Below are 25,965 nucleotides of genomic sequence, written 5' to 3' on the forward strand. Positions count from 1 at the left end.
GGTACTACCTCGCGGGGCGGAGGCGGAGACGCAGCTCCCGCAGCGCGATCCCGACGGCGAACACCGCGAGGCCGGCCAGCACGGCCGACGGCGGCAGCGTCACCACCAGCACCACGCACGCCACGAGGCCCAGCACCTGCAGCCACCGCGGGTAGAGCCGGTCGCTCCCCGTCTGGGTGAAGGCCGCCGCGTTGGCGACGGCGTAGTACAGCAGCACGCCGACGCTCGAGAACCCGATCGCGCCCCGCAGGTCCACCGTGAGCACGAGCACCACCACGACGGCGGCCAGGGTCACCTCGGCCCGGTGCGGCACCCGGAAGCGCGGGTGCACCGCCGACAGCCACCGTGGCAGGTCGCCCTCCCGCGCCATCGCGAGCGTCGTCCGGCCGATCCCCGCCACCAGGGCCAGCAGCGCACCGAGCGACGCCGCCGCCGCCCCGACGCGCACCACGACCCCCGCCCAGGACGAGTCCTCGACCGCGACCGCCAGGGGCGCCGTCGTGCCCGCGATCCCGTCGAGGCCCAGCGCGGCCAGCAGCGTCAGGGCCACCACGGTGTACACGACGACGGCGCCGCCGAGCGCCAGCAGGATCGCCCGCGGGATGGTCCGGCGCGGGTCCCGCACCTCCTCGCCCATCGTGGCGATCCGCGCGTAGCCGGCGAACGCGAAGAACAGGAGCCCGGCGCCCTGGAGCAGGCCGTACGCAGCGGTCCAGCCGCCCGCCACGCTGTCCACCGCAGCCCCGCCGTCGACCGCGACCGGTGCGGGCGTCCCGCTCCACACGACCGCCGTCCAGGTGGCCAGCGCCAGCAGCACGAGCGCGACGATCCATCGCGTCAGGCGGGCCGTGCGGGTGACGCCGCGGTAGTTCACCGCCGCCAGCGCGACGACGGCCGCCGCGGCGACGGGACGTTCCCAGCCGGTGGGCGCGGCGTAGGCGGCGAAGGTCAGCGCCATCGCGGCGCAGCTCGCCGTCTTGCCCACCACGAACCCCCAGCCGGCGAGGTAGCCCCACCGGTCGCCGAGGCGCTCGCGGCCGTAGACGTACGTGCCGCCGGCCACCGGGTACTGCGCGGCGAGCTGGGCGGACGACGTCGCGTTGGCGTAGGCGACGACGCCGGCGATCGCCAGGGCGCCGAGCAGCGCCCACCCGGTGCCGGCGGGCAGCACGGCCGCGGCCGCGGGGCCGAACGCGGCGAAGACGCCGGCACCGATCATCGAGCCGAGGCCGATGGCCACGGCGTCGCGGGTGCCGAGCCGGCGGGCGAGCTGGGTCACGGGTGGAGGGTCCTCTCCGGGACGTGCACGGGGGCCTTCCCCGTGGTCATCCTGCCGGTGGGTGGGGTGTGCGGGCGAACTGCTGGTAGTTCTTGTTGCCGCCGGACAGGTTGGCCACGTCGGTGAAGCCGAGGTTGCGCAGCACGTTCTGCCCGGCGTTGCCGGTGACGCCCTTGTTGCAGTACGTCACGGTGGGCAGCGTGGGGTCGAGCTCGCCGGCGCGCGCCCGCAGCTCGGCCAGCGGGATGTGCACCGAGCCCTCGACGAACCCCTTGGCGCGGTCCTTGGCGGAGCGGACGTCGACCACCTGGATCTTCTCGCCGGCAGCGCGTCGGCGGTCCAGCTCGGCGGGGGAGAGGAGCGGGGCGGATCCCCGCACGGCGTTGTCGAGCGCCATGCCCGTGTAGTGCACCGGGTCCTTCGTGGTGGCGTACGTCGGGGCGTAGGCGAGGTCGAGGTGGAACAGGTCGTCCACCGTCGCGCCGTACGTGATCGCGGTGGCGAGCACGTCGATGCGCTTGTCGACGCCGGAGGGTCCGATCGCCTGTGCGCCGAGCAGCCGCCCGGTGGCGCGGTCCGCGACGGCCTTGATCAGCATCTCGCGCCCGCCGAGGTACGGCGGACGGTCGGGCTTGATGTTGTGCACGACGACGACATCGTGCCCGGCGGCGCGGGCCCGGTCCTCGGTGAGCCCGGTCTGGGCGACCGCCTGGTCGAACACCCGCACGATGGACGTGCCGAGGATGCCGCGGTGCACCAGCGAGCCACCGGTGAGCGCGTCGCCGGCGACGCGGCCCATCTTGTTGGCGGTCGAGCCGAGCGGCACCCAGGTGGGCTCGCCGGTGATCACGTCGAAGCTCTCGGCGACGTCCCCGACGGCCCAGACGTGCGGCACGTCGGTGCGGCCCTGCCGGTCGACGGCGACGGCCCCGGTGGGTCCCACGGTGGCGCCGGCGGCGCGGGGCAGGTCGAGGTTCGGGCGTACTCCGACGGCGACGAGCACCAGGTCGGCAGGGAGGGTGCGCTCGCCGTCGGCGTCCTGCACGACGACGGCGCTCACGCCGCCGGACGGGTCCGCCTCGCCCGGAGCGCCCGGGGAGCCCGGCGTCCCGGCCCCCTCGACACGGACCAGGCGCGTGCGGGTGAGCAGTTCCACGCCGTGGGCGCGCAGCTCGGCGTCGACGCGTGCGGACATGTCGCCGTCCATGCGCGGCATGGCGTGCTCCTGGGCCTCGACCACCGTGACGTCGAGGCCGCGGCCGACGAGCTGCTCGGCGGTCTCCAGGCCGATGTACCCGGCCCCCACCACGACGACGCGGGTGACGTCGCGGTCGGTGAGCCAGGCATGGACGCCGCGCGCGTCACGCGGGTTGCGCAACGTGAACACACCGGGTCGGTCGACGCCGGGGACGGGCGGGACGACGGGGGAGACCCCGGTGGCGAGCACGAGCTCGTCGTAGGTGTCGGTGAAGGTCTCGCCGGTCGCCAGCTCGCGCACGCGGACGGTCCGGGCGTAAGGGTCGACCCCGGTGACCTCGTGGCCCGTGCGGACGTCGACGCCGTAGCGCTGCGCGAACCAGGCGGCGTCGCGCGGGGTCAGGTCGTCGATGCTCTCCACCTCGCCGCCGAGGTAGTAGGGCAGGCCGCACCCGGAGTACGAGATGTCGGTGTCGCGCTCGTAGATCGTGATCTGCGCGTCCTCGGTGTTGCGGCGGGCCTTGGCCGCGGCGGACGTTCCGGCGGCGACGGATCCCACGACGACGATCTTCATCAGGCGACCGCCTCGACGTCGAGGGACGCGAGCAGGCCGCGGACGCGCCGCTCGATCTCGTCGCGGATGGGGCGCACCGCCTCGATGCCCTGGCCGGCCGGGTCGTCGAGCTGCCAGTCCTCGTACCGCTTGCCGGGGTAGATCGGGCAGGCGTCACCGCAGCCCATGGTGATGACCACGTCGGACGCCTCGACGGCCTCGGTGGTGAGGACCTTGGGCTGCTCGGCGCGGATGTCGATGCCGCGCTCGAGCATCGCCTCGACGGCGACCGGGTTGATGGTGTCCTTCGGCGCGGAGCCGGCCGAACGGACCTCGACGGCACCGCCGCCGAGCTCGCGCAGGAACCCGGCGGCCATCTGCGAGCGCCCGGCGTTGTGGACGCAGACGAACAGGGCGGAGGGTGTGGTGGGCATGGTGTGCTCCTCGGCGGCGGGGCGGGTCGGTCAGCAGACAGGGGCGGTCAGCGGGGCAGGATCAGGTCGGGCAGCAGGTCGGTGAGCAGGGCGCGGACCCGCACGTCGAGCTCGTCGCGGATGGCGCGCACCCCGGACGGCGAGGCGAGGGCGGGGTCGCCCACCGTCCAGTCCTCGTACCGCTTGCCGGGCAGCACGGGGCAGGTGTCCCCGCACCCCATCGTGACGACGACGTCCGCGGCCCGCAGCGCGTCGTCGGTCAGGGGCTTCGGGTACGCGACCGCGGCGGCGGCGTCGGCAGCGTCGGCGGGGTCGGGCTCGAGCCCGAGCTCGGCGAGGAACGGGGCGACCGCCGCGTGCACGCCGCCCGTGGGAGCCGACCCGGCGGACCGGACGACGACGCGGTCACCGGCGTAGTGCCGGAGCAGGGCGGCGGCGAGCTGGGACCGGCCGGCGTTGGCGACGCAGACGAAGAGCACCTGCGGGGGTCTCGCCGCCGCCGAGGTGCCGCCGTCGGCACGCTCCGCCGCGTGGGCCGCGGCGGCGTCGACGAGCCGCTGCCGGGCGAAGTGCTCGGTCAGCGGCACGAGGTGGGCGGTCATCCCCCCGCGCCGGGCGAGCGCCGTGTACGACTCGCGGACCACACGCAGCGCGTCGGCGGGGTCCGTTCCCCGGACGCGCTCGGCGAGCGACCCGGCGAGCCGGACGAGCTCGGGCTCGACGTCGGACAGGCCGGTGAGCGCCGGCGGGCGATCGGCCCGCTGGTGCTCGAGCGCGGCCGGCGCGAACCGGTCCAGGAGCGTCGTCACGGCGCCCCGGTAGTCGGGCGCGATCCGGTACCAGACCCAGGTGCCACGCCGCTGGGACGTCAGGACGCCGACGTCGCGCAGCACCTTGAGGTGGTGGCTCACGGTGGGCTGGGAGACGTCGGCGAGCTCGGCGAGGTCGCACACGCACGCCTCGCCGTCGGCCGTGGTGGCGATGGCGGACAGCATGCGCAGCCGCAGCGGGTCGGCGAGCGCCTTGAGCGTCGTGGCGACGACCTCCGCGGCGTCGGCGCCGATGGCGTGGTCGGCCGCGGTGAGCCGGGGTGCACAGACGGCGTCGTCGGTCGCCGGGGTGAGGGTGGTCATGGCTGGGCCTCCACGGATGCTGGCTGCGGTGCGGCGCTCGCCCGTGGGTCGACGCCGAACCAGCGGCGCCCGGCCCACAGGCCGACGTAGACGAGGCCCACGAGCACGGGGACCTCGATGAGCGGCCCGACGACGCCGGCGAGGGCCTCGCCGGAGGTGGCGCCGAAGGTCGCGACGGCGACGGCGATGGCGAGCTCGAAGTTGTTGCCGGCCGCGGTGAAGGCGAGGGTGGTCGTGCGGGCGTACCCCAGGCCGAGCGCCTTGCCGGTGACCATGCCGATGCCCCACATGAGGCCGAAGTAGACGAGCAGCGGCAGCGCGATCCGGGCGACGTCGGCCGGGTGGGAGGAGACCTGCTCGCCCTGCAGGGCGAAGAGGAGCACGATCGTGAACAGCAGGCCGTACAGGGCCCACGGGCCGACGCGCGGCACGAAGCTCGCCTCGTACCAGTCCCGGCCGCGCGTGCGCTCGCCGATCGCGCGCGAGGCGAACCCGGCGGCGAGCGGGATGCCGAGGAAGACGAGCACGTTGAGCGCGATCTGGCCGATCGAGACGTCGAGGCCGGCGGTGTCGAGGCCGAGCCAGCCCGGCAGCACGGTGAGGTAGAAGTAGCCGAGCAGGGAGAACATCACGACCTGGAACACGGAGTTGATCGCCACCAGGACGGCGGCGGCCTCCCGGTCGCCGCAGGCGAGGTCGTTCCAGATGACCACCATGGCGATGCAGCGGGCCAGCCCGACGATGATGAGTCCGGTGCGGTAGGCCGGCAGGTCCGGCAGGAAGATCCACGCGAGGGCGAACATGAGCCCGGGGCCGACGACCCAGTTCAGCACCAGCGAGCTGACCAGCAGCCGCTTGTCGCCCGTGACGGCGGCCATCCGGTCGTAGCGGACCTTGGCCAGCACCGGGTACATCATGACCAGCAGGCCCAGCGCGATGGGCAGCGAGATGCCACCCACCTCGAGCGTGGCGAGCAGGTCGCCGAGGGCCGGGACGAAGCGTCCGAGGAGGAGACCGGCCACCATCGCCAGCCCGATCCAGGCGGGCAACCAGCGGTCGAGGGTGGACAGGCGGGGGCTGACGGGCGCCTCGGCGGTCGTCGTCATCGTGCTCCAGACGTGGTTGTTTCGAAGGATCTCAATATAGACGGATCTCGATACAGAGGTCCAGCCGCCGGAGGTCTTGCGGACCGGCTGAACACTTGTTTAGTCTGTTGAACATGAGTTCAGCCGAGGCCGGTCCGGTGCCGGAGGGGACGTCGTCGACCGGGCGGCCGCCGTCCGACGGCTCGACGCGCGACCGCATCCGCGACGCCGCCGTGCTGCGCTTCGCGCGTTCCGGGTTCGGCACCTCCGTGCGCACCATCGCCGCCGACGCCGGCGTGAGCCCCGCGCTGGTCATCCACCACTTCGGGTCCAAGGACGCGCTGCACCGCGCCTGCGACGACTTCGTGCTGCGCTGGATCGTCGCGGCCAAGCGGCAGAACATGGGCAGGGCCGCGGGCGGTCAGCTCCTGCAGGTCATGGCCGAGGTCGACGAGTTCGCCCCGCTCCTGGGCTACGCCGTCCGGTCGCTGCAGGCCGGCGGCGAGGTCGCCCGGGCGTTCGTGCAGCACATGATCGAGGACGCCCAGGTCTACACGCGCGAGGCGGTGGCCGACGGGATCGTCAAGCCGAGCCTCGACGAGGACGCCCGGGTGCGGTACCTCGTGCTGTCCTCCCTCGGCACCCTGCTGCTCTCCCTGACCCTCGACCCGCCGGACGACCCGGAGGACTTCGGGGCGAACGTCCGCGCCTTCATGACCGAGCAGTACCTGCCGATGATCGAGCTGTTCACCCAGGGCTTCCTCACCAGCCGCCGCATGCTCGACGACTACCTGCTCTACGTCGGGGACCCGCCGTCCGGAACCGGGACCGATCCCGAACCCGACCCCGAGCACGTCCCCGAGACCACGAGCGAGGAACGATGAACAGCACCACCACGGGCACCACGGCGCCCGCGATCGAGATCCACGACCTGCACAAGTCCTTCGGCGCGGTCCAGGCCCTGGACGGCCTCGACCTCACCGTCACCCACGGCCAGGTCGCCGGCTTCCTCGGCCCGAACGGCGCCGGGAAGTCCACCGCCATCCGCGTCCTGCTGGGGCTGCTGCGCAAGGACTCCGGGCAGGTCCGCCTGCTCGGCGGCGACCCCTGGTCCGACGCCGTCGCGCTGCACCGGCGGCTGGCCTACGTCCCCGGCGACGTCAGCCTGTGGCCGAACCTGTCGGGCGGCGAGTCGATCGACTACCTCGCCCGCCTGCGCGGCAAGGTCGACACGAAGCGCAAGGACGAGCTGCTGGAGCGGTTCGGCCTCGACCCCACCAAGAAGACCCGCACCTACTCCAAGGGCAACCGGCAGAAGGTCGCCCTCGTGTCGGCGTTCATGTCCGACGTCGACCTGCTCGTCCTCGACGAGCCGACGTCCGGCCTGGACCCGCTCATGGAGGCCGTGTTCATGGAGTACGTCCGCGAGGCCAAGGACCGCGGCACGTCGGTGCTCCTGTCGAGCCACATCCTGTCCGAGGTCGAGAAGGTGTGCGACACCGTCACGATCATCCGCCAGGGCCGGGCCGTCGAGTCCGGCACGCTGGAGGAGCTGCGCCACCTGACGCGCTCGAGCGTCACCACCGTGGTGGCGGGCGACCCGGCGGCGCTGTCCGCCCTGCCCGGGGTGCACGACGTCGCCACGGTGGGCACCGACGAGGGCACGCGCGTCACGTTCGACGTGGACAACGCGCAGATCGGCGGCGTCCTGACCGCGCTGAGCACCCTGGACGTGCGCAGCTTCACCGCGGCCCCGCCGTCGCTCGAGGAGCTGTTCCTGCGGCACTACGGCGAGGACGTCTCCGACGCCGCGGCCGGCTCCGACGCCGGGTCCGACGACGGTACCCACGTCCGCCCGGACGACCGGCCCGGCAAGCACACCCGGGCCGGCAGCAAGGCGGGTGCGCGATGACCGCGACCCTCGAGCGCACCGCACCCGCGGCGTCGTCCGCCGCCGGCCGGGGTGGGTCGACCCTGACCGGGACCGGCAGCCTCGTCCGCTTCATCCTGCGCCGGGACCGGGTACGGCTGGCCGTGTGGACCGGCTCGCTGGTGCTGTTCTACGCGTACTTCACCGCGGCGCTCGGCATCATGGGCGAGACGGAGGGCGCCCTCCAGGCGCGCGGGGCCCTCATGGAGACGCCGTCGGGCATCGTCATGGGCGGTCCCGGATACGGCGTCGAGAACTACACCGTCGGCGCGGCCATGGCGAACGAGGGCACGGTCTGGGTCGTCCTCGCGCTCGCGCTGATGAGCATCCTGCACGTGGTGCGGCACACCCGCGCCGAGGAGGAGTCCAGCCGCTCGGAGCTGGTGCGCGCCGCACCGGTCGGCCGGCACGCCCCTGCGGTCGCGGCGGTCGCCACGCTCGTCCTCGTCAACGCCGTCATCGCCGTCGTCTCGGCGCTCGCGATGACCGGCGTCGGCGGCGCGGAGGAGATGCCCCTGGTCGACTCGCTCGGCATGACGGTGGGCTCGGGGCTGAGTGCCATGGTCTTCGGCGCGATCGCCCTCGTGTTCTGCCAGCTCGTCGAGCACGGCCGGGGCGCGACCGGCCGCAGCGTGGCCGTGTTCGGTCTCGCGTTCGCGATCGAGGTCGCCGGCAACCTGCGCGAGGTGCCGGGCGGCAGCACGCTGTCCTGGTTCTCCCCGATCGCGTGGGCGCAGCAGACCCGTGCGTTCGTCGACCTGCGCTGGTGGCCGATGGCGCTGAGCGTCGTCGCGATCGTCGTGCTGCTCGTCGCTGCTTCGATGCTCGCGTCCCGGCGGGACTTCGGCGGCGGCATGATCGCGACGCGGGCCGGTCGGCCCGACGCCCGCGAGTCGTTGCGGGGCCCGCTCGCCCTCGCCTGGCTGCAGCAGCGCACGGCACTGCTGTGGAGCTGCCTCGGCCTGGGGCTGATGTGGCTGGCGTCCGGCACGCTCATCCCCGAGATCGGCGACATGATCGGCGACCTCGTCGTCGAGAATCCGGCGATGCAGGCGTTCTTCGGCGGGGACACGTCGCAGCTCGAGGCGGCGTTCCTCGGCGCGATCATGCTCTACGGTGCCCTGTGCGCCGCCGCGTACGCCATCGTCATGGGGTTGCGCCCCAAGGCGGAGGAGACGACGGCGCGGGCCGAGGTCGTGCTGTCCGCCCCGGTCTCCCGCGGGCGCTGGCTCGGCGCGCAGCTCCTCGTCGCGGGTGCCGGCACCGTCGTGCTGCTGGCGGTGGGCGTGTACGCCCTGTGGGCCGGTGCGGCCTCCGTCGGCGTGACCGAGCCCGGGCTGGGCACCTACACGGAGGTGCTGGTCAGCTATGTGCCCGCCGTGCTGATCTACCTGGGACTGACGGCCGCGCTGTTCGCCTGGATCCCGAGGGCCACCGCCGCCGGGTGGGCGCTGCTGGCCTACACGTTCGTCATCGGCATGTTCGGCGGGCTCATCGAGGACCTGCCCGAGGCTGCCCGCTGGATCTCGCCGTTCCACTGGGTGCCGGAGCCGTTCGTCGCGGACTTCGACGCCGGGTCCTTCGCCGGTCTCACCGCGGTCGCCGCGGGGCTGCTCGTCCTGGCGTTCGTCGGCTTCCGCCGTCGGGACCTGCAGTCCACCTGATCCCGTCGACCGGTCGGAGCGGGGCGCGGGGAACCGGCGCCCCGCTCCGGCCGGTCAGCGGTCGGTGTGCATCGCATCACTGGCGGTCTGCTGCGCCGGAACGGGTACTACCGTGGTTCGCCGTGACCACACCTGATCGGGCGACCGGCCCTCACCTGGACGTCCCGGACGAATCGCTCGCGCACGGGCTGCGTCCGCGGCACCTGACGATGATGGGCCTGGGGTCTGCGATCGGCGCCGGGCTGTTCCTCGGCTCGGGCGAGGCGATCGCCACCGCCGGCCCGGCCGTGCTCATCAGCTATGCCATCGCCGGCGCCATCGTCGTGGCCGTCATGCGGATGCTGGCCGAGATGGCGTCCGCGCTGCCCGCCTCCGGCTCCTTCTCCGTCTACGCCGAGGTCGCGCTCGGACGCTGGGCCGGGTTCCTGCTCGGCTGGCTGTACTGGTTCACGCTGATCATGGTGCTCGGCGTGGAGGTCACCGGCGTGGCGGAGATCGTCGCCGGCTGGTGGCCGGCCGTGCCGCAGTGGGTGGTCGCCGGCGTCGTCGTCGTGGTGCTCGGCGGCATCAACCTGATCGGCGTGCGGCAGTTCGGCGAGGCCGAGTTCTGGTTCGCGCTGATCAAGGTGGGCGCCATCGTGGCGTTCCTCGCCGTGGGCGCGCTCATCGTGCTCGGGGTCATCCCGGTCACGGGCAGCGTGCTCGGGCAGTGGGCCGAGCACGGCGGGTTCGCCCCGGCGGGCGTCGGCGGCATCGCGGCCGGGCTGCTGGCCGTGGCCTTCGCGTTCGGCGGTATCGAGATCGTGGCCATCGCCGCGGCCGAGGCGCGCGACCCCCGGGACGCCGTCGCGCGCGCCACCCGCACGATCCTGTGGCGCATCATGCTCTTCTACATCGGCTCCGTCGCGATCATCGTGGCGCTCCTGCCGTGGGACGACGCGACCGCGCTCACGTCGCCGTTCGTCGGGGTCCTCGAGCTGGCAGGGTTCGACGGCGCGGCGCGGCTCATGGAGGTCGTCGTCGTGCTGGCGCTGCTCAGCGCGTTCAACGCCCAGGTGTACGGCACGTCGCGGATGCTCTTCTCGCTCGGCGAGCGGGGTGACGCTCCCGCGGCGGCCACCCGGGTCTCGCGCCGGGAGGTGCCGTGGGTGGCCGTCCTGGTGTCCGTGTTCTTCGGCGTCGTGGCGGTGCTGCTGAACTGGCTGCTGCCGGAGGCGCTGCTCTCCGTGCTGCTCAACGCCGTCGGCTCCGCGCTCTTCGTCGTCTGGCTGCTCATCACCCTCTCGCAGCTTCGTCTCCGGCCGCGCCTGGAGGCCGAGGCGGAACGCTCCGGCGAGCCGATGCGGCTGCGGATGTGGGGCTACCCCTGGCTGACCTGGGTGACCCTCGCGGCCCTCGTGGGGCTCGCCGCGCTGATGCTCACCGACGACGCCGCACGATCGCAGCTGGCCGCCACCACCGGGCTGGTGGTCGTCATCCTGGGTGCGTACCTCGTGCGCCGTGCTCGCGGCCGGCGCCAGGCCTCGTCGCCGGAGGTGGGAGCATGAGCGCCATGGGAGAGCTCCTCGCCGTCTGCCGCGTCCACCAGCTGCTGCCCGATCCGGGGACCGTCGGGGTCACCGCCATCGACAAGCGGCCCGTCCAGGACCGGGTGCGCGCCGGTCGGTACGGGCTCTACGGTGACGTCCAGGCGGACCGCGCCGACCACGGGGGCCCGGACCAGGCCGTCTACGCCTACGCGGCCGAGGACGCCGCGTTCTGGGAGCCGGAGCTCGAGCGCGAGATCCCGCCGGGCCTGTTCGGCGAGAACCTGCGGACCCGCGCCGTCGACGTCTCCGGGGCGCTGATCGGCGAGCGCTGGCGGATCGGGACGGCGCTGCTCGAGGTGACCCAGCCCCGGACGCCGTGCGCCACGTTCGCGCGCCGCCTCGGTTCGCCCCCGCGATGGGTGCGGCGCTTCACCGAGGCGAACCGCACCGGGGCCTACCTGCGGGTCGTGGAGCCGGGAGAGCTGGGCGCGGGCGACGCGGTCGAGATCGTCTCCCGGCCCACCCACGGCGTCTCCGTGGCGGACTGGTACGGCACCTGGAGCGCCGGCGCTCCGGCGTTCGCGGCGGCGGCCGAGCTGGCCGGGGCGCTGCGGACGGCTGCCGTGGCCGGCGAGGTGCGGCTGAGCGACGAGATGGATGCACGCGTCACCAAGGCTCTGTCGCGCTGAGGCTCTGTCGCGCTGAGGCGGTCGGGCTCCCCGGTCGGCTGTCAGGGCTGTCAGGGCTGTCAGGTCGCGATCGCGGCGATCGCCCTCTCGAGCTCGGCCGCCGAGCGCGGGCCGCCGTGGCCCTCGTCGAGGATGACCAGCTCGCTGCCCGGCCAGGCGCGGTGCAGCTGCCACGCCGTGACGGCCGGGCCAGAGATGTCGCGGCGTCCGTGGATCAGGACGCCGGGGATCCCGGCGAGCCGGGGCATCCGGCCGGGGATCTGGTCGCCCCCGAAACCCGACCGCGACCAGTAGTGCGTCACGAGGGTGGCGAGGACGTCCCGGGTCGGCGGGGTGTGCCATCGAGGGTCGGGCTCCCAGCCCGGCCCGAGCGAGACGTGCACGTCCTCCCATCGCCCCCATGCGGCCGCGGCGCGGTCGCGCACCTGGACGTCGGCGTCGCGCAGGGAGCGGGCGTAGGCGTCCACGACGCGCTCGCCGGGAAGACGATCGACGGAGTCCCTGAAGAGTTCCCACTCCTCGGGGAAGACCCGACCCATCGACTCCGTGATCCACTCGACCTCCGCCGTCGACGTCGTCGTCACCGCGAAGAGCCCGAGGCCGGTGACCCGCTCCGGGTGGGCCTGGGCGTAGGCGAGGGCGAGCGTCGTGCCCCAGGACGCCCCGGTGACCATCCATCGTTCGATCCCCAGGTGCTCCCGCAGCTCCTCGATGTCCTCGATCTGTGCGGGGGTCGTGTTCGTGTCCAGCAGATCCAGGCGTTCGGTCACCAGGGGTCGGCTGCGGCCGCAGCCGCGCTGGTCGAAGGTGACCGACTGCTGCCGCGCTGGATCGATCCTTCGTCGGTGCCCTGCCGTGGCACCGCTGCCCGGGCCGCCGTGCAGCCACAGCACCGCCGGACCTTGCGGGTTGCCGACCGCCTCCCAGTACAGCTCGTTCCCGTCAGCGACGCGGAGGTGGCCGGTGCGCAGCGAGGTCTCGACAGGCATCTGGCGAGGATATCCAGTCGCCGGTGAGGTGACCGGTCACCGATGGCCGGGCGCTGTCTCCTGTCGTCGCTGGTCAGGCACCCGGTCTCTCCCTGAGACCTCTTGCGCTCCCTGTCGACCTTCGCTAGGGTCGAACACATGTTCGAAGACGACGCTTCCCACCCGGCGCGGCACGCCGTCGGGGCTCGTCGTGCGCGAACCCCAGGTCCCGGTGCGGTCGGTGCCCCGACCGCACCGGGACCGACTCTTCCTGATGCGCGGCCGACCGTCGGGGACGCAGCGTTCGTGGACGACGGCGGCACGGGTCTCGAACGTGAGCTGGCCGACCTGCTGGCGGTCCGTATCGGCGCGGCGCACCCCTACACGGCGCTCGAGCTGTCGCCCGCCCTCGGCCCCGGCGCCGACGGTGGGGTGCGCGTCCACGGTCATGCTGCCGCCAGTCGGGCGCTCACCCACGACGGCGGCCTGACGGCTGGGGGCCCGGCGATCGAGGCCGCGCTCGCGGACGCTCCGGGGCCGTCCCTGGCGGCGAAGCTGGCGGGTGCGGAGCCCGCGGACCTCGACGACACGTCCCTCGTCGAACTGTTGGCCGCCTGGGAGCGGCTGGCGGCCTGGGCGCAGGCAGGTTCCGCCGCGGCGCTCGGCGAGCTGCTGCACCGGACGCGAGGCTCCTCCCGGCACGAGTTCGTCGTCGACGAGGTCTCGGCCAGCCTGGGGCTGAGCCGGCACGCCGCGGCGCAGCACGTCGCGGTGGCCCACGGGGCGCACGCGATACCCGAGGTCGCGGACGCGATGTCGGCGGGAGCGGTCGACCGGCGCAAGGCCGAGGCGCTGGTCTCGACCGGCCGGCTCGACGACGCCCGCCGGCGCGAGGTCGTCCGCGAGCTCCGGCCCGACCTCGAGCACCTCACGGTCCGGCAGATCCGCGACCGGCTGCGGCGGGCCGAGATCGCTGCGGACCCGGCCGGTGCCGCTGAGCGTCACACGGAGGCGCGGCGCACCCGCTCGGTGGTGCTGGAGCCGGTCGACGACGCGATGGCCTACCTGACCGCCTACCTCCCCGCCGACGACGCCGCGCGGGCCTTCGCGGCGATCGACGGGACGGGCGTCGCGATGCACAGGACCCCGGGAGAGGTGCGACGGCTCGACGAGTGCCGGGCCGATGCGCTGGTCGCCCTCGTGACGGGAGCCGTCGAACCTGCCGCCGCGGGCGTCACGCCCAGCGCCCGGCCGTCCGGCACCCGGCCGTCCGGCACCCACCCTTCCAGCACCCACCCTTCCAGCACCCAGGCGTCCGGCGTGCAGGTCACCATCGCGGCCTCGACGCTGCTCGGCACCGACGACCTCCCGGCGATCCTGGCGGGCTACGGCCCCATCCCGGCCCCGATGGCGCGGACGATCGCCACCGACCCCGACGCGACGTGGCAGCGGATCCTCACCGATCCGGTCTCCGGGGTGCTGACCGACCGCTCACCGCTCTCGTACCGACCGAGTCCTGCGCTGCGCGCCGCCGTGGTGGCCCGCGACGCCACGTGCACGTTCCCCGGCTGCTTCGTGCCGGCGTCGCGCGGCGACCTGGACCACATCGAGCCGTTCGAGCGGGGGCACGACGGTCCGCAGACCCACGGCGACAACCTCCACCCGCTGTGCCGCGCGCACCACCGGGCCAAGACGACCGGCGGCTGGTCGGTGGCGCGGGACCCCGTCACGGGGGCGAGTACCTGGACGTCACCCACGCAGCACCGGTATGTGCGCGCGCCGTACCGGGCGGACCCGGCGCGCTCCCGGCCGCGTCTGCGGGCCGGCGATGCCCCGCCGCCCTTCTGAGCGTGCCAGGATGGACCGATGGAGTCGCACACGCCCGTCACGGCCGACCATGTCGTGACCTGCGACGACGCCGGTCGCAGGATCGGTACCGTCGCTCGCGCCGAGGTACACACCACCGACACACCGCTGCATCTCGCCTTCTCCTGCTACCTGCTCGACGCCGAGGACCGGCTGCTCGTCACCCGACGTGCCCTGGTGAAGCGCACGTGGCCGGGGGTGTGGACCAACTCGTTCTGCGGGCACCTGCGGTGGACGGAGAGCACCGAGCAGTCCGTGGTCCGGCACGCCGCGCACGAGCTCGGTGCCGAGGTGGCGGGCATCGAACCGGTCCTCCCGGGCTTCCGCTACCGCGCCGTGGACGCCTCGGGGATCGTCGAGAACGAGATCTGCCCCGTCTACGTCGCGCGGGTGGTCGGGGGAGTGACGCCCAACCCTGACGAGGTGTCGGAGCACGTGTGGGCTCCCGCGGACCAGGTGCGTGCCGCCGTCGAGGCGACGCCGTGGGCGTTCAGCCCGTGGATGGTGCGCCAGCTCGCCGACGCGGCCGCCCTCCCCGCGGCAGACCGGTCCGCCGGCGCGCAGGAGCTCGCCCACGCCCTCGGCCTCGCCTGACGGCTGGCTAGCGGACCCGGCGGCGCGGCTCGCGCGGCGGCCACTCGCCGTCGTCGGAACCGTCGTCGGCCGCGAAGAGCAGCTCCTGCAGCCGGCGGTGCACGTCCTCGACGTCGGGGACGTCGTGCAGCACCATGCCCTGTTTCTCGGTGGCGTCGGAGACCACGAGGGTCCCGCAGCCGAACATGCGGTCGACGATCCCCTTCTCCATGGAGACGTCGTTGATCCGGTAGAGCGGGATGTCGCGTCCCACGCGAGTCACCAGCCCGGAGCGCATGGCGATCCGCTGGTTCGTCACCGAGAAGGACGTGGTACGCCACTTCAGCCACGGCAGGAACACCCAGACCACCGCGACGAGGGCGAGCACCCCCAGCCCGACCCATCGGCCGACGCCCTCGGGCGCCAGCGTCACGACGGCGACGGCGCCGACCAGCACCCCGACCAGCAGCGCCGCAGGCCATACCAGAGCCTTCGGGTGCTCCCGCAGCTCCATGACGACGTGCTCGCCGTCGATGAGGTTCTTCTCGCTCAGCGCCATGGCGTCATCCTGCCACCAGGTTCCACGCCTCGATCGACTCCAGGCCGTGCGAGGTGCCGAGCGCGCAGATCGCCGCGGTGCCGAGCTCGAGCCGGGCCCCGAACGCCGGGTCGACGTCCAGCCACGCCGTGGCGAGGACGCGCAGCAGGTGGCCGTGCGCGACGACGAGCACCGTGCCGCCGTCGTCGAGCGTGGGACGCGCCCGGGCGACGAACCGGTCGGCGCGCGCGCGGACCTCGGCGAGCTCTTCGCCGCCCGGCGTGCCCCCGTCGGGCGCGCTGCCGGCCGGGCCGGCCGGCAGGACGCCCACCCCCTCGCGGAAGATGTCGAACTCGCGGCCGATGACCTCCGAGATCTCGGCGCTGGTGCGGCCCTCGACGGGTCCGTAGTCCCACTCGGCGAGGTCCGGGTCGACGACGGCGTCGGCGAACCCCGCGAGCTCGGCCGTGCGGCGGGCGCGCAGGAGCGGCGAGGTGTACACCGCCGCGGGGTCGAGGTCTCCCAGACGGTGCCGGGCGCCCCGGGCCTCCCGCTCCCCGGCGGCCGTGAGCGGCAGGTCGGTGCGGCCGGTGTGCTTCCCGGCGGCCGACCAGGTGGTCTCGCCGTGCCGGAGCAGGACGAGGCGGGCGGTGTCGGAGGGTGGCAGGTCCATCGTCCGATCGTCGCGCACTTCCGACCGGATCGCGGAGGGGGTCGCGCCGGAACGTCCGGATCTGGCATTCTTCACACGCTCGACACATTCTCGAACCTCGACGCTCGGAGTCCTGCGTGCTCGTCTTCGTCCTCATCGGTGCCGCCGGACTCGTGCTGCTCCTGCTCTCCCTGGTCGTCGGAGAGCTCCTCGACCTCGGCGACGGCGCGCTGTCCGGCACCTCGCTCGGCGTCGGGGCCGTCGTGTTCGGCGCCGTGGGAGCGATCGTCACCGTCAACGAGCTGTCCCTGTGGGTGGCCTACGCCGCGTCCGCCGTCGTCGGCCTGCTCGCCGCCGGCGTCGCGCAGCTCATGATCCGCCGGCTCAGCGCCACCGAGGACAACGCGAACGTCTCGCTCGTCGGGGTGCAGGGGACGGCCGTCACGGACATCACCCAGGCAGCGGGCGAGGTCTCCCTCGACGCCGTGAGCGAGCTCGAGCGCCGCCTCGCGTGGTCGCTGGAGCCGATCGCGGAGGGCACGCGCGTCGTGGTGCTCGAGCACCAGCCCAACAGCGTGCGCGTCGGGCCCTACCGGCCCGAGGCGTAGTCCCGCACCACCCTCCCGGAAGGAGCCGCGCTCCGGCGCGCACCATGACCGACTCGTCCAGCTTCGTGACCACCCTCGCGGTGGTCGCCATCGTCATCGCGTTCCTCGCGGTGGGGATCTTCGTCGCCCAGCGCATCCGCCGGGTGCCGCCCAACCAGGCACTCGTCATCGTCGGCCGGGGAGCCGGGCGCAAGGAGGTCAGCGGGCAGAAGGTCGTCATCGGCGGCCGGACCTTCGTGTGGCCCATTCTGCAGCAGGGCTTCGCGATCTCCCTGGAGCAGCGCCAGATCGGCATGACCGTCGAGGGTGTCGACGCGAACCGCATCAAGATCGCCATCAAGGCGTCGATCAACTTCAAGGTGCGCGGTGACGAGGAGGGTGTGCGCCGGGCGGCGCAGCGCTTCCTGTCCCAGCAGGAGCTCCTGACCGAGATCATCGCCGAGTCCCTCGAGGGCTCGCTGCGCTCCATCGTCGGCGACATGTCGATCGAGGAGATCATCTCCGACCGCAAGGGCCTGTCCGACCGCGTGGTCGAGTCGACGAAGAAGGACCTCGCCGAGCAGGGCCTGCAGGTCGACATCCTCAACATCTCCGACATCTCCACGCCGGGGTCCGACTACCTGGCCAACCTGGGCCGCGCCGAGTCGGCACGCGCCCGTCAGGTCGCCGAGGTGTCCGAGGCCGAGGCGCAGCGTGCCTCGGAGTTCGCCGTCATCGAGGCCGCCGAGCAGATCGCCGAGCGCCAGAAGGCGCTCGACCTCAAGAAGGCCGCGATCAAGGCGGAGACGGACCGTGCGCAGGCCGAGGCGGACGCCTCCGGCCAGCTCGCGCGCGCCGAGCAGGACCGGCTCGTGGCGCAGCAGGAGCGCGAGGCGCTGTCGGAGAAGGCCCGCGTGGAGCAGGAGCGCCTCGACATCGAGGTCCGCAAGCCGTCCGAGGCCAAGGCGTACGCCGAGGTCCAGGAGGCCAACGCGCGGCGCGACTCGGAGAACGCCGCCACGGAGGCGGAGGCCTTCAAGCGCAAGACGATCGCCGAGGCCAACAAGACGGCGGCCATCCAGGACGCCGAGGCCGCCGCCGAGACGGTCCGCCGGTCCGGCGAGGCGGAGCGTGACCGCCAGGTGGCGCTCGCCGCCGGTATCCGGGCCGAGGGCGAGGCCCGTGCCGCCGCCATCGAGGCCGAGGGGCGCGCCGAGGCGGCTGCCACGGACGCCAAGGCCATCGCGCTGGAGAAGTACGGCGAGGCGGCGCTCGTCCAGGAGCTCATCGAGCGCCTGCCGGAGATCGTGCGCGCCGCGGCCGAGCCGATCGGCAGCATCCAGGGCATGACCGTCATCTCGACGGACGGTGCGTCCGCGATCACCAAGAACGTCAGCAGCGTCCTCGGTGAGGGCCAGGCCGTCGTCAAGGAGCTCACGGGCGTGGACATCAACCAGCTGATCGCCGGCATCGCGAGCAAGAACGGCGCGGCACAGGCCGTGGCGACCAACGGCACGGCGAACTGACCGCTGCAGCGTACGAGGCCCGCACGACCCGACCGGGTCGTGCGGGCCTTCCGCGTCCGTCAGTCGAAGAGCGTGTCCAGCTCCCAGCCGGGGCCGGAGGTCGCGGAGGTGCGGGAGCGGTCGCCGTCCCCGGAACGCGCGCCGACGGGCTCGGGGTCCCGCGCCGACTGCTCGGCGGCGGTGCGTCCGGACGGCTCGTCCCGCCCCGCGCCGGCGTCCGCCGCGTCCAGCAGGAGGCCGTCGACCGCCCCGCGCCCGGCGGCCCAGTCCTCGGCGGCGAGCCGCGCGAGCTGCTGGGCCCGTTCCGTGAACGGGCTGTCGACGTGGCCCCGCACCCAGCGGAACCGGACCGGGCCCGAGCGGTCGGTGATCGCCTGGTCGAGGGCCTGCACCAGCTCGAGGTGCTGCACCGGGCCGCCGGACGCCGTCCGCCAGCCGTGGGCCTTCCACCCCTCGAGCCACTCCGAGGCGCAACGGATCGCGTACTGCGAGGCGGACTCCACGAACAGCGGTTCCTCGCCCGGGTGGGCCTCGACGGCGCGTCGCAGCGCGGTGAGGTCGGCGACCTGGGGCGTGCCGTCGACGGCGCCGCCGGAGTCGAAGCGGCCTGAGCCGTGAGCGACCCACGCCCAGCCGATCGCCCCGCCCGTGTCGGTCAGGCTGGAGCCGTCGGTGCTGACAATGATCACGCCGTTGTCCCTCGGTGTTCCTCGGTTTCCCACGGAGTATGCCGCCTCGTCGGGCGACGGGGAACATTCTGCCCTGCCCCGGTGACATCCGGGTGAATCCCCAGCATACGGATCACCGAAACCGCGCGTCCGACCCCCCGGAAGGCCGCTGGTCGGGCCCCGGAACCGCGGGCCGCCGTCGACGGGGATCATGGTGACCCATGGAAGACGCCACCCCTGCCCCCGACCGCACCCCGGCCGACGTCCGGCGGTGGCGCCGGTACCTGGCCGCCGAGCGGGCCGAGGCCGCCGTCTACCGTGATCTCGCCTCCCGCCGTCGCGGCGAGGAGCGCGAGATCCTGCTCGCGCTGGCCGCCGCCGAGAAGCGGCACGAGCAGCACTGGATCGACCTGCTCGGCGACGACGTCGGCATGCCGCTCCAGGGCGACCTGCGCACCCGGTTCCTCGCCTTCCTCGCGCGGAGGTTCGGCGGCGTCTTCGTGCTGGCGCTCGCCCAGCGGGCCGAGGCCCGGTCGACGTACGAGCTCGACGAGCACGCCACCGCGCAGATGGCCGCCGACGAGCAGATCCACGAGGAGGTGGTGCGCAGCCTCGCCACGCGCGGCCGCAACCGGCTCTCCGGCACGTTCCGCGCCGCCGTCTTCGGCGCGAACGACGGGCTCGTGTCCAACCTCGCGCTGGTGCTCGGCATCGGGGCGTCCGGCGTCGCCACGGGGACCATCCTCGTCACGGGCGTCGCCGGCCTGCTCGCCGGCGCGCTGTCGATGGGTGCGGGGGAGTACGTCTCGGTGCGCTCGCAGCGCGAGCTGCTCGAGGCGTCGACGCCCGACCCGGAAGCGACCAGGGCGCTGCCGCACCTCGACGTCGACGCCAACGAGCTCGCTCTCGTCTACCGGGCCCGCGGGCTGGAGGCCGAGGCGGCGCAGACCCGTGCGGACGCCGTGCTCGCCCGGCTCGCCGCGACCGGTGCCGTGGAGGGCCTCGGGGACGACGGCGGGGAACCGGCCGACGGCGACGACGTGCACGAGACGCACGGCACGGCCTGGGGTGCCGCGATCTCCAGCTTCTGCTTCTTCGCCTCCGGGGCGGTCGTCCCGGTGCTGCCGTACCTCGTCGGGATGGAGGGGCTCGGTGCCGTCGTCGCGGCGTGCGTCCTGGTCGGCGTGTGCCTGGCCGTCACGGGTGCCGTGACGGGACTGCTGTCCGGCACCTCCCCGGTGACCCGGGCGCTGCGTCAGCTCGCCATCGGGTTCGGCGCGGCGGGCGTCACGTACGTGCTGGGACTCGCCTTCGGGACCACGGTGGCCTGAGCGCGCTGCGCCGACGCTCGCCGACGCTCGCCGACGCTCGCTGGCGCGCGCCGGACGGCACGGCCAGGATGGACGGATGAACGACACGCGACCCACGGTGACCGTCCGCTCCGATCCCGCCCGCAACGCCTACCTCGCCCTGCTCGACGACGGCACGGAGGCCGGTGGCGCCTACTTCCGCCGGCACGACGGCGTCGTCACGTTCACCCACACCGAGGTCTCGCCGGAGCTCGAGGGGCAGGGCGTGGGCTCGGCGCTCGCGCGCGGCGCCCTGGACGACGTGCGCTCGCTCGGCGAGAAGATCGTCCCCCGGTGCCCGTTCATCAAGGCGTACGTGGACGAGCACCCGGAGTACCAGGACCTGCTCGCCTGACGCCGGACCGCCCGGTCCGGCGTCAGGCGTACCTCAGGAGAGGGCGTCGCCCACGACCTGCTTCGCCTCGGCCTGGACCTCGGCGAGGTGCTCGGCGGAGACGAACGACTCGGCGTAGATCTTGTAGACGTCCTCCGTGCCGGAGGGGCGGGCCGCGAACCAGGCGTCCGCCGTGGTGACCTTGAGCCCGCCGATCTTCGCGCCGTTGCCCGGCGCCTCCGTGAGCTTCGCGGTGATCTCGGAGCCCGCGAGCGTCGTCGACGCCACCTGGTCCGGGGAGAGGGCCGCCAGCCGGGCCTTCTCGTCACGGGACGCCGGGGCGTCGACCCGGGCGTACCAGGACTCGCCGTGCTCGGCCACGAGCTCGGCGTGGTGCTGCGACGGGGACTTCCCGGTCGTGGCGATGATCTCCGCGCCGAGCAGCGCGAGGAGCAGACCGTCCTTGTCGGTGGACCAGACGCGACCGTCGCGGCGCAGGAACGACGCACCGGCCGACTCCTCGCCGCCGAACCCGATCTCGCCGGTCAGCAGGCCGGGCACGAACCACTTGAAGCCGACCGGCACCTCCGTCAGCCGGCGGCCCAGCCCCGCGGCCACGCGGTCGATGAGCGCGGAGGAGACCAGGGTCTTGCCGATCGCGGCGTCGGCCGGCCAGTCGGGCCGGGCGCCGCCGTACAGGTACTGGATCGCCACGGCCAGGTAGTGGTTCGGGTTCATCAGGCCGGCGTCCGGCGTGACGATCCCGTGGCGGTCGGCGTCCGCGTCGTTGCCGGTCGCGATGTCGTACGGCGCCGCACCTCCGCCGTCGGGCGTCATGGTCGTCACGAGCGACGCCATGGCGTGCGGGGACGAGCAGTCCATGCGGATCTTGCCGTCCCAGTCCAGGGTCATGAAGGCCCAGCGCGGGTCGACGCGCGGGTTCACGACGGTGAGGTCGAGCCCGTAGCGTTCGCCGATCGCCCCCCAGTACTCGACCGACGCCCCGCCGAGCGGGTCGGCGCCGATGCGCACGCCCGAGGAGCGGATCGCGTCCAGGTCGAGCATGTTCGCGAGGTCGTCGACGTACGTCGACAGGTAGTCGTGCCGGTGCGTCGTGGCCGCGGCCAGCGCGGTCTCCAGCGAGACCCGGTGGATCCGGGACAGTCCGCCGGCGCGCAGCAGCTCGTTGGCGCGGTCCGCGATCCAGCCCGTCGCGTCGGAGTCCGCGGGGCCGCCGTGCGGCGGGTTGTACTTGAAGCCGCCGTCCCGCGGCGGGTTGTGCGACGGGGTCACGACGATCCCGTCCGCGGCGCCCGGCCCGGAGGTCCGCAGTCCCTCGTCGGACGCCGCCCCGTTGTGGATGAGGATCGACTGCGAGACCGCGGGCGTCGGGGTGAACGAGTCGCGGGCGTCGATCATGACGGTCACGCCCGCGCCGGCGAGCACCTCGAGGGCGGTCTGCCAGGCGGGCAGCGACAGCGCGTGGGTGTCGCGGCCGAGGAACAGCGGGCCGTCCGTGCCCTGGGAGGCCCGGTACTCCACGATCGCCTGCGTGATCGCGGCGATGTGCGCCTCGTTGAAGGCGGTGTCCAGGCTGGAGCCGCGGTGGCCCGAGGTGCCGAACGCGACCTGCTGCGCCGGGTCCTCCACGTCGGGCCTGCGGTCGTAGTACGCGCCGACCACCTGGTCGACGTCGATGAGGTCCTGGTCCTGGGCCGGCTGCCCTGCGCGCTCGTGCATGCCTCGATACTGCCAGCCGCGAGGGGGTGTGTCTCCCCCCTCGTGTGCCGGTACGGTCGAACGGTGAACCTCGCCGCGCGCCTCCTGCACACCCGCGCGCTGGTCCGCGCGCCGATCTGGCTGTATCGCGCCGGGCTCGGCTTCCTCCTGGGGGACCGGCTCCTGCTGATGCAGCACCGGGGCCGGGTCAGCGGGCAGGCACGGTCGGTGGTGCTCGAGGTGGCGGACCGCCCCGCGCCGGACCGGCTCGTCGTCGTCTCCGGGATGGGACCCACGGCCCAGTGGTACCGCAACGTCCTGGCCGAGCCGAGGGTGCTGGTCTCGGTCGGGACGCGCCGCGACGTCCGGGCGCTGGCGCACGCCCTGTCCCCGGCCGAGGCTGCCGCCACCCTCGAGGCGTACGCGCGGGACCGGCCCCGGCCGTGGGCCGCGCTGCGGCCCGTCCTGACCGAGTGGGCCTTGCCGCTGGCCGCGGCGACGGGCGAGGACCGCTGGGAGCGCGTCGTGCCCGTGATCGAGCTACGGCTGCTCGACTGAGGTGGCGCGCTCGGCGCCCTGGTCGGCCTCCTCGACCGGTCGGCGCAGCACCCGGGCGACGACCACCACGACCACCAGCGCGACCACCGCGACGAGCAGCCCGACGGCGGTGCCCGCCCCGAGCGCGACCGCCACGTAGCCGGCGAGCGCGGCGAGACCCGCCGCACCGGCGTAGGGCAGCTGGGTCAGCACGTGCGTGATGACGTCGGACCCGGCGCCGGTGGACGACAGGATCGTGGTGTCCGAGATCGGTGACGCGTGGTCGCCGAGGACCGCGCCCGCCAGGACGGCGCCGAGGGCGGGCAGGAGCAGATCGGTCTCCCCGATGGTGTTCATGATGCCGCCGACCAGGGGCAGCAGGAGCGCGAACGACCCCCACGACGTGCCGGTGGAGAACGCCATCGCGGCCGCGAGGACGAAGATCACGGGCACGAGCCAGGAGGCCGAGAGGTCGGCGTCCTCGACGAGTCCGCCGAGGTAGGCGCCGGTGCCGAGCTGATCGATCAGGCCTGTGAGCATCCAGGCCAGCACGAGGATGCTCACGGCCGGCCACATCGCCTTGACGCCCTCGACCCATCCGCGGCCGAAGTGCTTGCCGGAGAAGCGCGGGTTGGGCGCCGTGTAGCGGAGGTAGTAGTAGACCGCCGCGACGAGCCCCAGGGTCCCGCCGACCACGAGCGCCGCGCTGGTGTCGGTCTCGGCGAGGATGTCGACCACCGCCCAGGAGCCGGCCGCCGCGTAGCCCGTCCAGACGATGCCGCCGAACACGCCCAGCACCAGCAGCACGAACGGGACGAAGAGCGCCCGCCGGGCGCCGGGCTCGTGGACCGGCAGGTCCTCCGAGAGCTGGCCGGGCACGGTGGCGTCGTCGGCGAAGGTGCGGCCGTCGGCGACGGCCCGCCCCTCCTCCTGGCGCATCGGGCCGACGTCGAGCCGCAGGGCGACCGTGAGCCACACGAGGAGGACGGCGACGATCCCGTAGTAGTTCGCGGCCGCGGCGCCGAGGAACGCCTGCACGCTGGACATGGACAGCGCCGATGCCGCGACGATCGGGGCGAGCAGCCCCATGATGTAGGCGCCCCAGCTCGAGAACGGCGCGAGGACGGCGACCGGTGCGGACGTCGAGTCGATGATGTAGGCGAGCTTCGCGCGGGACACGCGGTGCCGGTCCGTGACCGGCCTCGCGACCTGCCCGACGGCCAGGGCGTTGAAGTAGTCGTCGATGAAGACGACGATCCCCATCACGGCGGGCAGGACCTGCGCCCCGCGGCGGGTCCGGATCCGTTCCACGGCCCAGTCGGCGAACGCCTTGGTCCCGCCCGACATCATGATGAACGCCGCGATGACGCCCAGCATCAGCGTGAAGACGAGGATGTAGACGTACCAGGTGTTCACGGCGCCGTCGGTCCAGAAGATCGCCGCGAACGACTCCCAGACCAGCCGCAGGGTCTCCAGGGGGTCCAGGTCGGCGACGAGGAGCGCCGCCGCCAGGATCCCCGCTCCCAGGCTGACGAGCACCCGCTTGGTGATCACCACCAGCACGATGGCGATCACCGGGGGCAGCAGCGTCAGGATCGGGTAGCTCTCGAGCATGGGTGACCGTCAGCCGGCGTCGAACCGGCGCTCTCCCGCCTGCTCGCTCGTCTCGTAGCGCGCGTCCTCCGCCGGGGGCGCGTCGGCGAACCTCGGGTCGGTCACCGTCGGGTCGCGCCGGACCAGCTCGAGGGCGAACGCGCTCGCCGGGACGCGCGGGTCCCGCTCGGGTGCCTGGGTCGTCATCGTGTCTCCTCTCGTCGGTGCCACCGTGATGACACCGTAGGCGTGCCGCCGCAGGCCCGCAGCGTCGACGCGCGCGACGGCGTGACTCGCCGTACGGTGATGTGCGCGAGCAACAGTTCTCGCCACGACCGGCACGGAGGCTGGCCATGACTCAGACCCGACGCAGGGCCGCCACGATGTTCCTGGCCGCCGTGACCGCCCTTGGCCTCGCGCTGACCGGAGCGGTCGCCGCGGCCCCCGCCCAGGCCGCGGCCCCCGTCGCCGCGCCGCTGAAGGACAAGACGTACGCCCTCTCCTCCTACTACGGGCCCCGTTGCATGCCCGTGCGCGGATCCTCGACGTACCACCTCGGGCAGGACTTCGGGGCGTCGTCGGGCAGCGACGTGCGCGCCGTCGCCGACGGCACCGTGTCGCGTGCCGGGACCGTCAGCGGGTTCGGCCAGTGGGTCGTCGTCGACCACGTGGTCGACGGCGTGCGGTTCTCCTCGCTGTACGCCCACGTGATCGACGGCGACCAGCGCGTCAGGAAGGGCCAGAAGGTCCGCAAGGGGCAGCACATCGCCGACGTCGGGTCCACCGGGACGTCGACGTCACCCCACCTGCACCTCGAGATCTGGCGTGGCGGCTACCCGAACGGCAAGGCCGTCGACCCGCTGCGGTTCCTGAAGAAGCGGGGGATCGACCTCACCCAGCGCTCGACGCGCAACTACGCACGGACCGTGGCGACGTCGTGCCGGTACTTCACGGCGGCGAAGGTCCGCCTGCGCAGCGGCCCGGGGACCGGATACGGCGTCCTGCGCACCCTGCAGCCGAACGTGGTGCTCACGGCCAAGCCGGGCGACGGTTCCGGCGAGTGGCGCAAGGTCACCCGGTCCGGGAGGACCGGCTGGGTGCACCGGGACTACGTGTCGCCGAGCTACACCTCGCAGGGCACCCGCTACACCCTGACGTCCCTCAACATGCGGGCCCGGCCGAACACGTCGTCCCCGGTGCGCCGCACGATCCCGGCGGACACGAGCCTCACCATGCTCCGCGACGTGAAGGGCGACTGGCAGCGCGTGCGCTACGGCAGCACCAACGGGTGGGTCTCCGCGCAGTACCTCTCGGACACCCGGGACGGTGCCCGCGTGGTGCCGAAGAAGTCCGGCAACACGCACTCCTGGGTGGACGTGAAGAAGCTCTACCTGCGCAAAGGGCCTTCCACCTCGACGTCCAAGGTCATGACGCTGCGCCGGGACCAGCGCGTCCGGCACCTCGGCAAGATGCGCAACGGCTGGCTCGAGGTCAAGCACGGCGGCAAGCGGGGATACGTCGCCTCGCGGTACCTGACCTCGAACAAGCCGTAGCCGCGGACG

At 73.5% G+C, this 25,965-nt stretch carries 25 protein-coding genes; 13 read left to right on the forward strand and 12 right to left on the reverse strand.

Translation table 11 applies throughout. The features are described 5' to 3' along the window. Positions 1 to 4 precede the first annotated feature (4 nt). From BCL65_RS00920 to arsB, 5 genes are read right to left on the reverse strand one after another with little or no spacing between them, the layout of a single operon-like run. The gene (locus tag BCL65_RS00920; protein WP_106264330.1) at positions 5 to 1,279 is read right to left on the reverse strand and encodes an APC family permease; all 1,275 of its coding nucleotides are present in this window, start codon (positions 1,277 to 1,279) and stop codon (positions 5 to 7) included. A 46-nt stretch (positions 1,280 to 1,325) separates the two neighbouring features. Continuing rightward, the gene (locus BCL65_RS00925; RefSeq protein WP_106264332.1) at positions 1,326 to 3,050 is read right to left on the reverse strand and encodes an FAD-dependent oxidoreductase; all 1,725 of its coding nucleotides are present in this window, start codon (positions 3,048 to 3,050) and stop codon (positions 1,326 to 1,328) included. Then, a complete protein-coding gene (locus BCL65_RS00930; RefSeq protein WP_106264333.1) occupies positions 3,050 to 3,463 on the reverse strand; it encodes an arsenate reductase ArsC in 414 nt (137 codons plus the stop codon). The genes BCL65_RS00925 and BCL65_RS00930 overlap by 1 nt, the downstream gene beginning before the upstream one ends. A 47-nt stretch (positions 3,464 to 3,510) precedes the next feature. After that, positions 3,511 to 4,596, reverse strand: coding sequence for a metalloregulator ArsR/SmtB family transcription factor (locus BCL65_RS00935; protein WP_106264335.1), 1,086 nt, complete (start codon positions 4,594 to 4,596; stop codon positions 3,511 to 3,513). Next, a complete protein-coding gene (gene arsB, locus BCL65_RS00940; protein WP_106264337.1) occupies positions 4,593 to 5,702 on the reverse strand; it encodes an ACR3 family arsenite efflux transporter in 1,110 nt (369 codons plus the stop codon). Before arsB ends, BCL65_RS00935 begins: the two co-directional genes overlap by 4 nt. 113 nt (positions 5,703 to 5,815) lie before the next feature. On the opposite strand from arsB, the gene BCL65_RS00945 reads away from it, so the two are divergent. The 5 genes from BCL65_RS00945 to BCL65_RS00965 all read left to right on the forward strand — a co-directional run bounded on the left by BCL65_RS00945 (position 5,816) and on the right by BCL65_RS00965 (position 11,493). Beyond that, complete coding sequence (locus tag BCL65_RS00945) at positions 5,816 to 6,565, forward strand: TetR/AcrR family transcriptional regulator (protein WP_106264339.1); 750 nt, start codon at positions 5,816 to 5,818, stop codon at positions 6,563 to 6,565. Beyond that, positions 6,562 to 7,593: an ABC transporter ATP-binding protein gene (locus BCL65_RS00950; protein ID WP_106264341.1), complete on the forward strand. Its 1,032-nt coding sequence runs from the start codon at positions 6,562 to 6,564 to the stop codon at positions 7,591 to 7,593. Before BCL65_RS00945 ends, BCL65_RS00950 begins: the two co-directional genes overlap by 4 nt. Further along, positions 7,590 to 9,275: an ABC transporter permease gene (locus BCL65_RS00955; RefSeq protein ID WP_106264343.1), complete on the forward strand. Its 1,686-nt coding sequence runs from the start codon at positions 7,590 to 7,592 to the stop codon at positions 9,273 to 9,275. Before BCL65_RS00950 ends, BCL65_RS00955 begins: the two co-directional genes overlap by 4 nt. A gap of 122 nt (positions 9,276 to 9,397) precedes the next feature. Further along, positions 9,398 to 10,822 (forward strand): amino acid permease, encoded by a 1,425-nt coding sequence (locus BCL65_RS00960; RefSeq protein ID WP_279340827.1) that lies wholly within the window; start codon positions 9,398 to 9,400, stop codon positions 10,820 to 10,822. Further along, the gene (locus BCL65_RS00965) at positions 10,819 to 11,493 is read left to right on the forward strand and encodes an MOSC domain-containing protein (protein ID WP_308701003.1); all 675 of its coding nucleotides are present in this window, start codon (positions 10,819 to 10,821) and stop codon (positions 11,491 to 11,493) included. Before BCL65_RS00960 ends, BCL65_RS00965 begins: the two co-directional genes overlap by 4 nt. 59 nt (positions 11,494 to 11,552) lie before the next feature. Here BCL65_RS00965 and BCL65_RS00970 read toward each other — a convergent pair whose 3' ends face one another. Further along, positions 11,553 to 12,482, reverse strand: a complete 930-nt coding sequence (locus BCL65_RS00970) for an alpha/beta fold hydrolase (protein WP_106264345.1) — start codon at positions 12,480 to 12,482, stop codon at positions 11,553 to 11,555. A gap of 285 nt (positions 12,483 to 12,767) precedes the next feature. Here BCL65_RS00970 and BCL65_RS17880 point away from each other — a divergent pair, with 285 nt between their 5' ends. Both BCL65_RS17880 and idi read left to right on the forward strand, forming a co-directional pair. After that, a complete protein-coding gene (locus tag BCL65_RS17880) occupies positions 12,768 to 14,309 on the forward strand; it encodes an HNH endonuclease signature motif containing protein (protein WP_165800040.1) in 1,542 nt (513 codons plus the stop codon). An 18-nt stretch (positions 14,310 to 14,327) separates the two neighbouring features. Continuing rightward, positions 14,328 to 14,921: an isopentenyl-diphosphate Delta-isomerase gene (gene idi / locus BCL65_RS00980; protein WP_106264346.1), complete on the forward strand. Its 594-nt coding sequence runs from the start codon at positions 14,328 to 14,330 to the stop codon at positions 14,919 to 14,921. 7 nt (positions 14,922 to 14,928) lie between these two features. Here the strand turns inward: idi and BCL65_RS00985 are convergent, their stop codons facing one another. After that, complete coding sequence (locus tag BCL65_RS00985; protein ID WP_106264348.1) at positions 14,929 to 15,459, reverse strand: PH domain-containing protein; 531 nt, start codon at positions 15,457 to 15,459, stop codon at positions 14,929 to 14,931. A 4-nt stretch (positions 15,460 to 15,463) separates the two neighbouring features. Continuing rightward, positions 15,464 to 16,111, reverse strand: coding sequence for a histidine phosphatase family protein (locus tag BCL65_RS00990; protein WP_106264349.1), 648 nt, complete (start codon positions 16,109 to 16,111; stop codon positions 15,464 to 15,466). 116 nt (positions 16,112 to 16,227) lie between these two features. Here BCL65_RS00990 and BCL65_RS00995 point away from each other — a divergent pair, with 116 nt between their 5' ends. Both BCL65_RS00995 and BCL65_RS01000 read left to right on the forward strand, forming a co-directional pair. Continuing rightward, on the forward strand, positions 16,228 to 16,698 hold the full coding sequence (locus BCL65_RS00995; RefSeq protein WP_106264351.1) for an NfeD family protein: 471 nt from the start codon (positions 16,228 to 16,230) through the stop codon (positions 16,696 to 16,698). A 44-nt stretch (positions 16,699 to 16,742) separates the two neighbouring features. Beyond that, complete coding sequence (locus BCL65_RS01000) at positions 16,743 to 18,203, forward strand: flotillin family protein (RefSeq protein ID WP_106264353.1); 1,461 nt, start codon at positions 16,743 to 16,745, stop codon at positions 18,201 to 18,203. 59 nt (positions 18,204 to 18,262) lie between these two features. On the opposite strand, the gene BCL65_RS01005 is transcribed toward BCL65_RS01000, so the two are convergent. Continuing rightward, positions 18,263 to 18,892 carry a ribonuclease H family protein gene (locus BCL65_RS01005; RefSeq protein ID WP_106264355.1) on the reverse strand — a complete coding sequence of 210 codons (630 nt, stop codon included), beginning with the start codon at positions 18,890 to 18,892 and terminating at the stop codon, positions 18,263 to 18,265. A 200-nt stretch (positions 18,893 to 19,092) separates the two neighbouring features. Between BCL65_RS01005 and BCL65_RS01010 the strand changes: the two genes are divergently transcribed. Continuing rightward, the gene (locus tag BCL65_RS01010; RefSeq protein ID WP_106264356.1) at positions 19,093 to 20,202 is read left to right on the forward strand and encodes a VIT1/CCC1 transporter family protein; all 1,110 of its coding nucleotides are present in this window, start codon (positions 19,093 to 19,095) and stop codon (positions 20,200 to 20,202) included. Between the two features lie 76 nt (positions 20,203 to 20,278). Next, on the forward strand, positions 20,279 to 20,575 hold the full coding sequence (locus tag BCL65_RS01015; protein WP_106264358.1) for a GNAT family N-acetyltransferase: 297 nt from the start codon (positions 20,279 to 20,281) through the stop codon (positions 20,573 to 20,575). Positions 20,576 to 20,608: 33 nt separating this feature from the next. Here BCL65_RS01015 and pgm read toward each other — a convergent pair whose 3' ends face one another. After that, positions 20,609 to 22,294 (reverse strand): phosphoglucomutase (alpha-D-glucose-1,6-bisphosphate-dependent), encoded by a 1,686-nt coding sequence (gene pgm, locus BCL65_RS01020; protein ID WP_106264360.1) that lies wholly within the window; start codon positions 22,292 to 22,294, stop codon positions 20,609 to 20,611. A 63-nt stretch (positions 22,295 to 22,357) separates the two neighbouring features. On the opposite strand from pgm, the gene BCL65_RS01025 reads away from it, so the two are divergent. Continuing rightward, positions 22,358 to 22,831 carry a nitroreductase family deazaflavin-dependent oxidoreductase gene (locus BCL65_RS01025; RefSeq protein ID WP_243401089.1) on the forward strand — a complete coding sequence of 158 codons (474 nt, stop codon included), beginning with the start codon at positions 22,358 to 22,360 and terminating at the stop codon, positions 22,829 to 22,831. Here BCL65_RS01025 and BCL65_RS01030 read toward each other — a convergent pair. Together BCL65_RS01030 and BCL65_RS17885 are read right to left on the reverse strand one after the other, a co-directional pair. After that, a complete protein-coding gene (locus BCL65_RS01030; protein WP_106264363.1) occupies positions 22,814 to 24,424 on the reverse strand; it encodes a Na+/H+ antiporter NhaC family protein in 1,611 nt (536 codons plus the stop codon). The two genes, BCL65_RS01025 and BCL65_RS01030, sit on opposite strands and share 18 nt — an antisense overlap. Positions 24,425 to 24,433: 9 nt before the next feature. Further along, positions 24,434 to 24,610, reverse strand: a complete 177-nt coding sequence (locus tag BCL65_RS17885) for a hypothetical protein (protein WP_165800039.1) — start codon at positions 24,608 to 24,610, stop codon at positions 24,434 to 24,436. Positions 24,611 to 24,756: 146 nt separating this feature from the next. Between BCL65_RS17885 and BCL65_RS01035 the strand changes: the two genes are divergently transcribed. Continuing rightward, entirely contained in the window at positions 24,757 to 25,956 is a 1,200-nt protein-coding gene (locus tag BCL65_RS01035) for an SH3 domain-containing protein (RefSeq protein WP_125206553.1), read from the forward strand. Positions 25,957 to 25,965 lie beyond the last annotated feature (9 nt).

The sequence above is a fragment of the Isoptericola halotolerans genome (assembly GCF_003003075.1).
Taxonomy (GTDB): domain Bacteria; phylum Actinomycetota; class Actinomycetes; order Actinomycetales; family Cellulomonadaceae; genus Isoptericola; species Isoptericola halotolerans_A.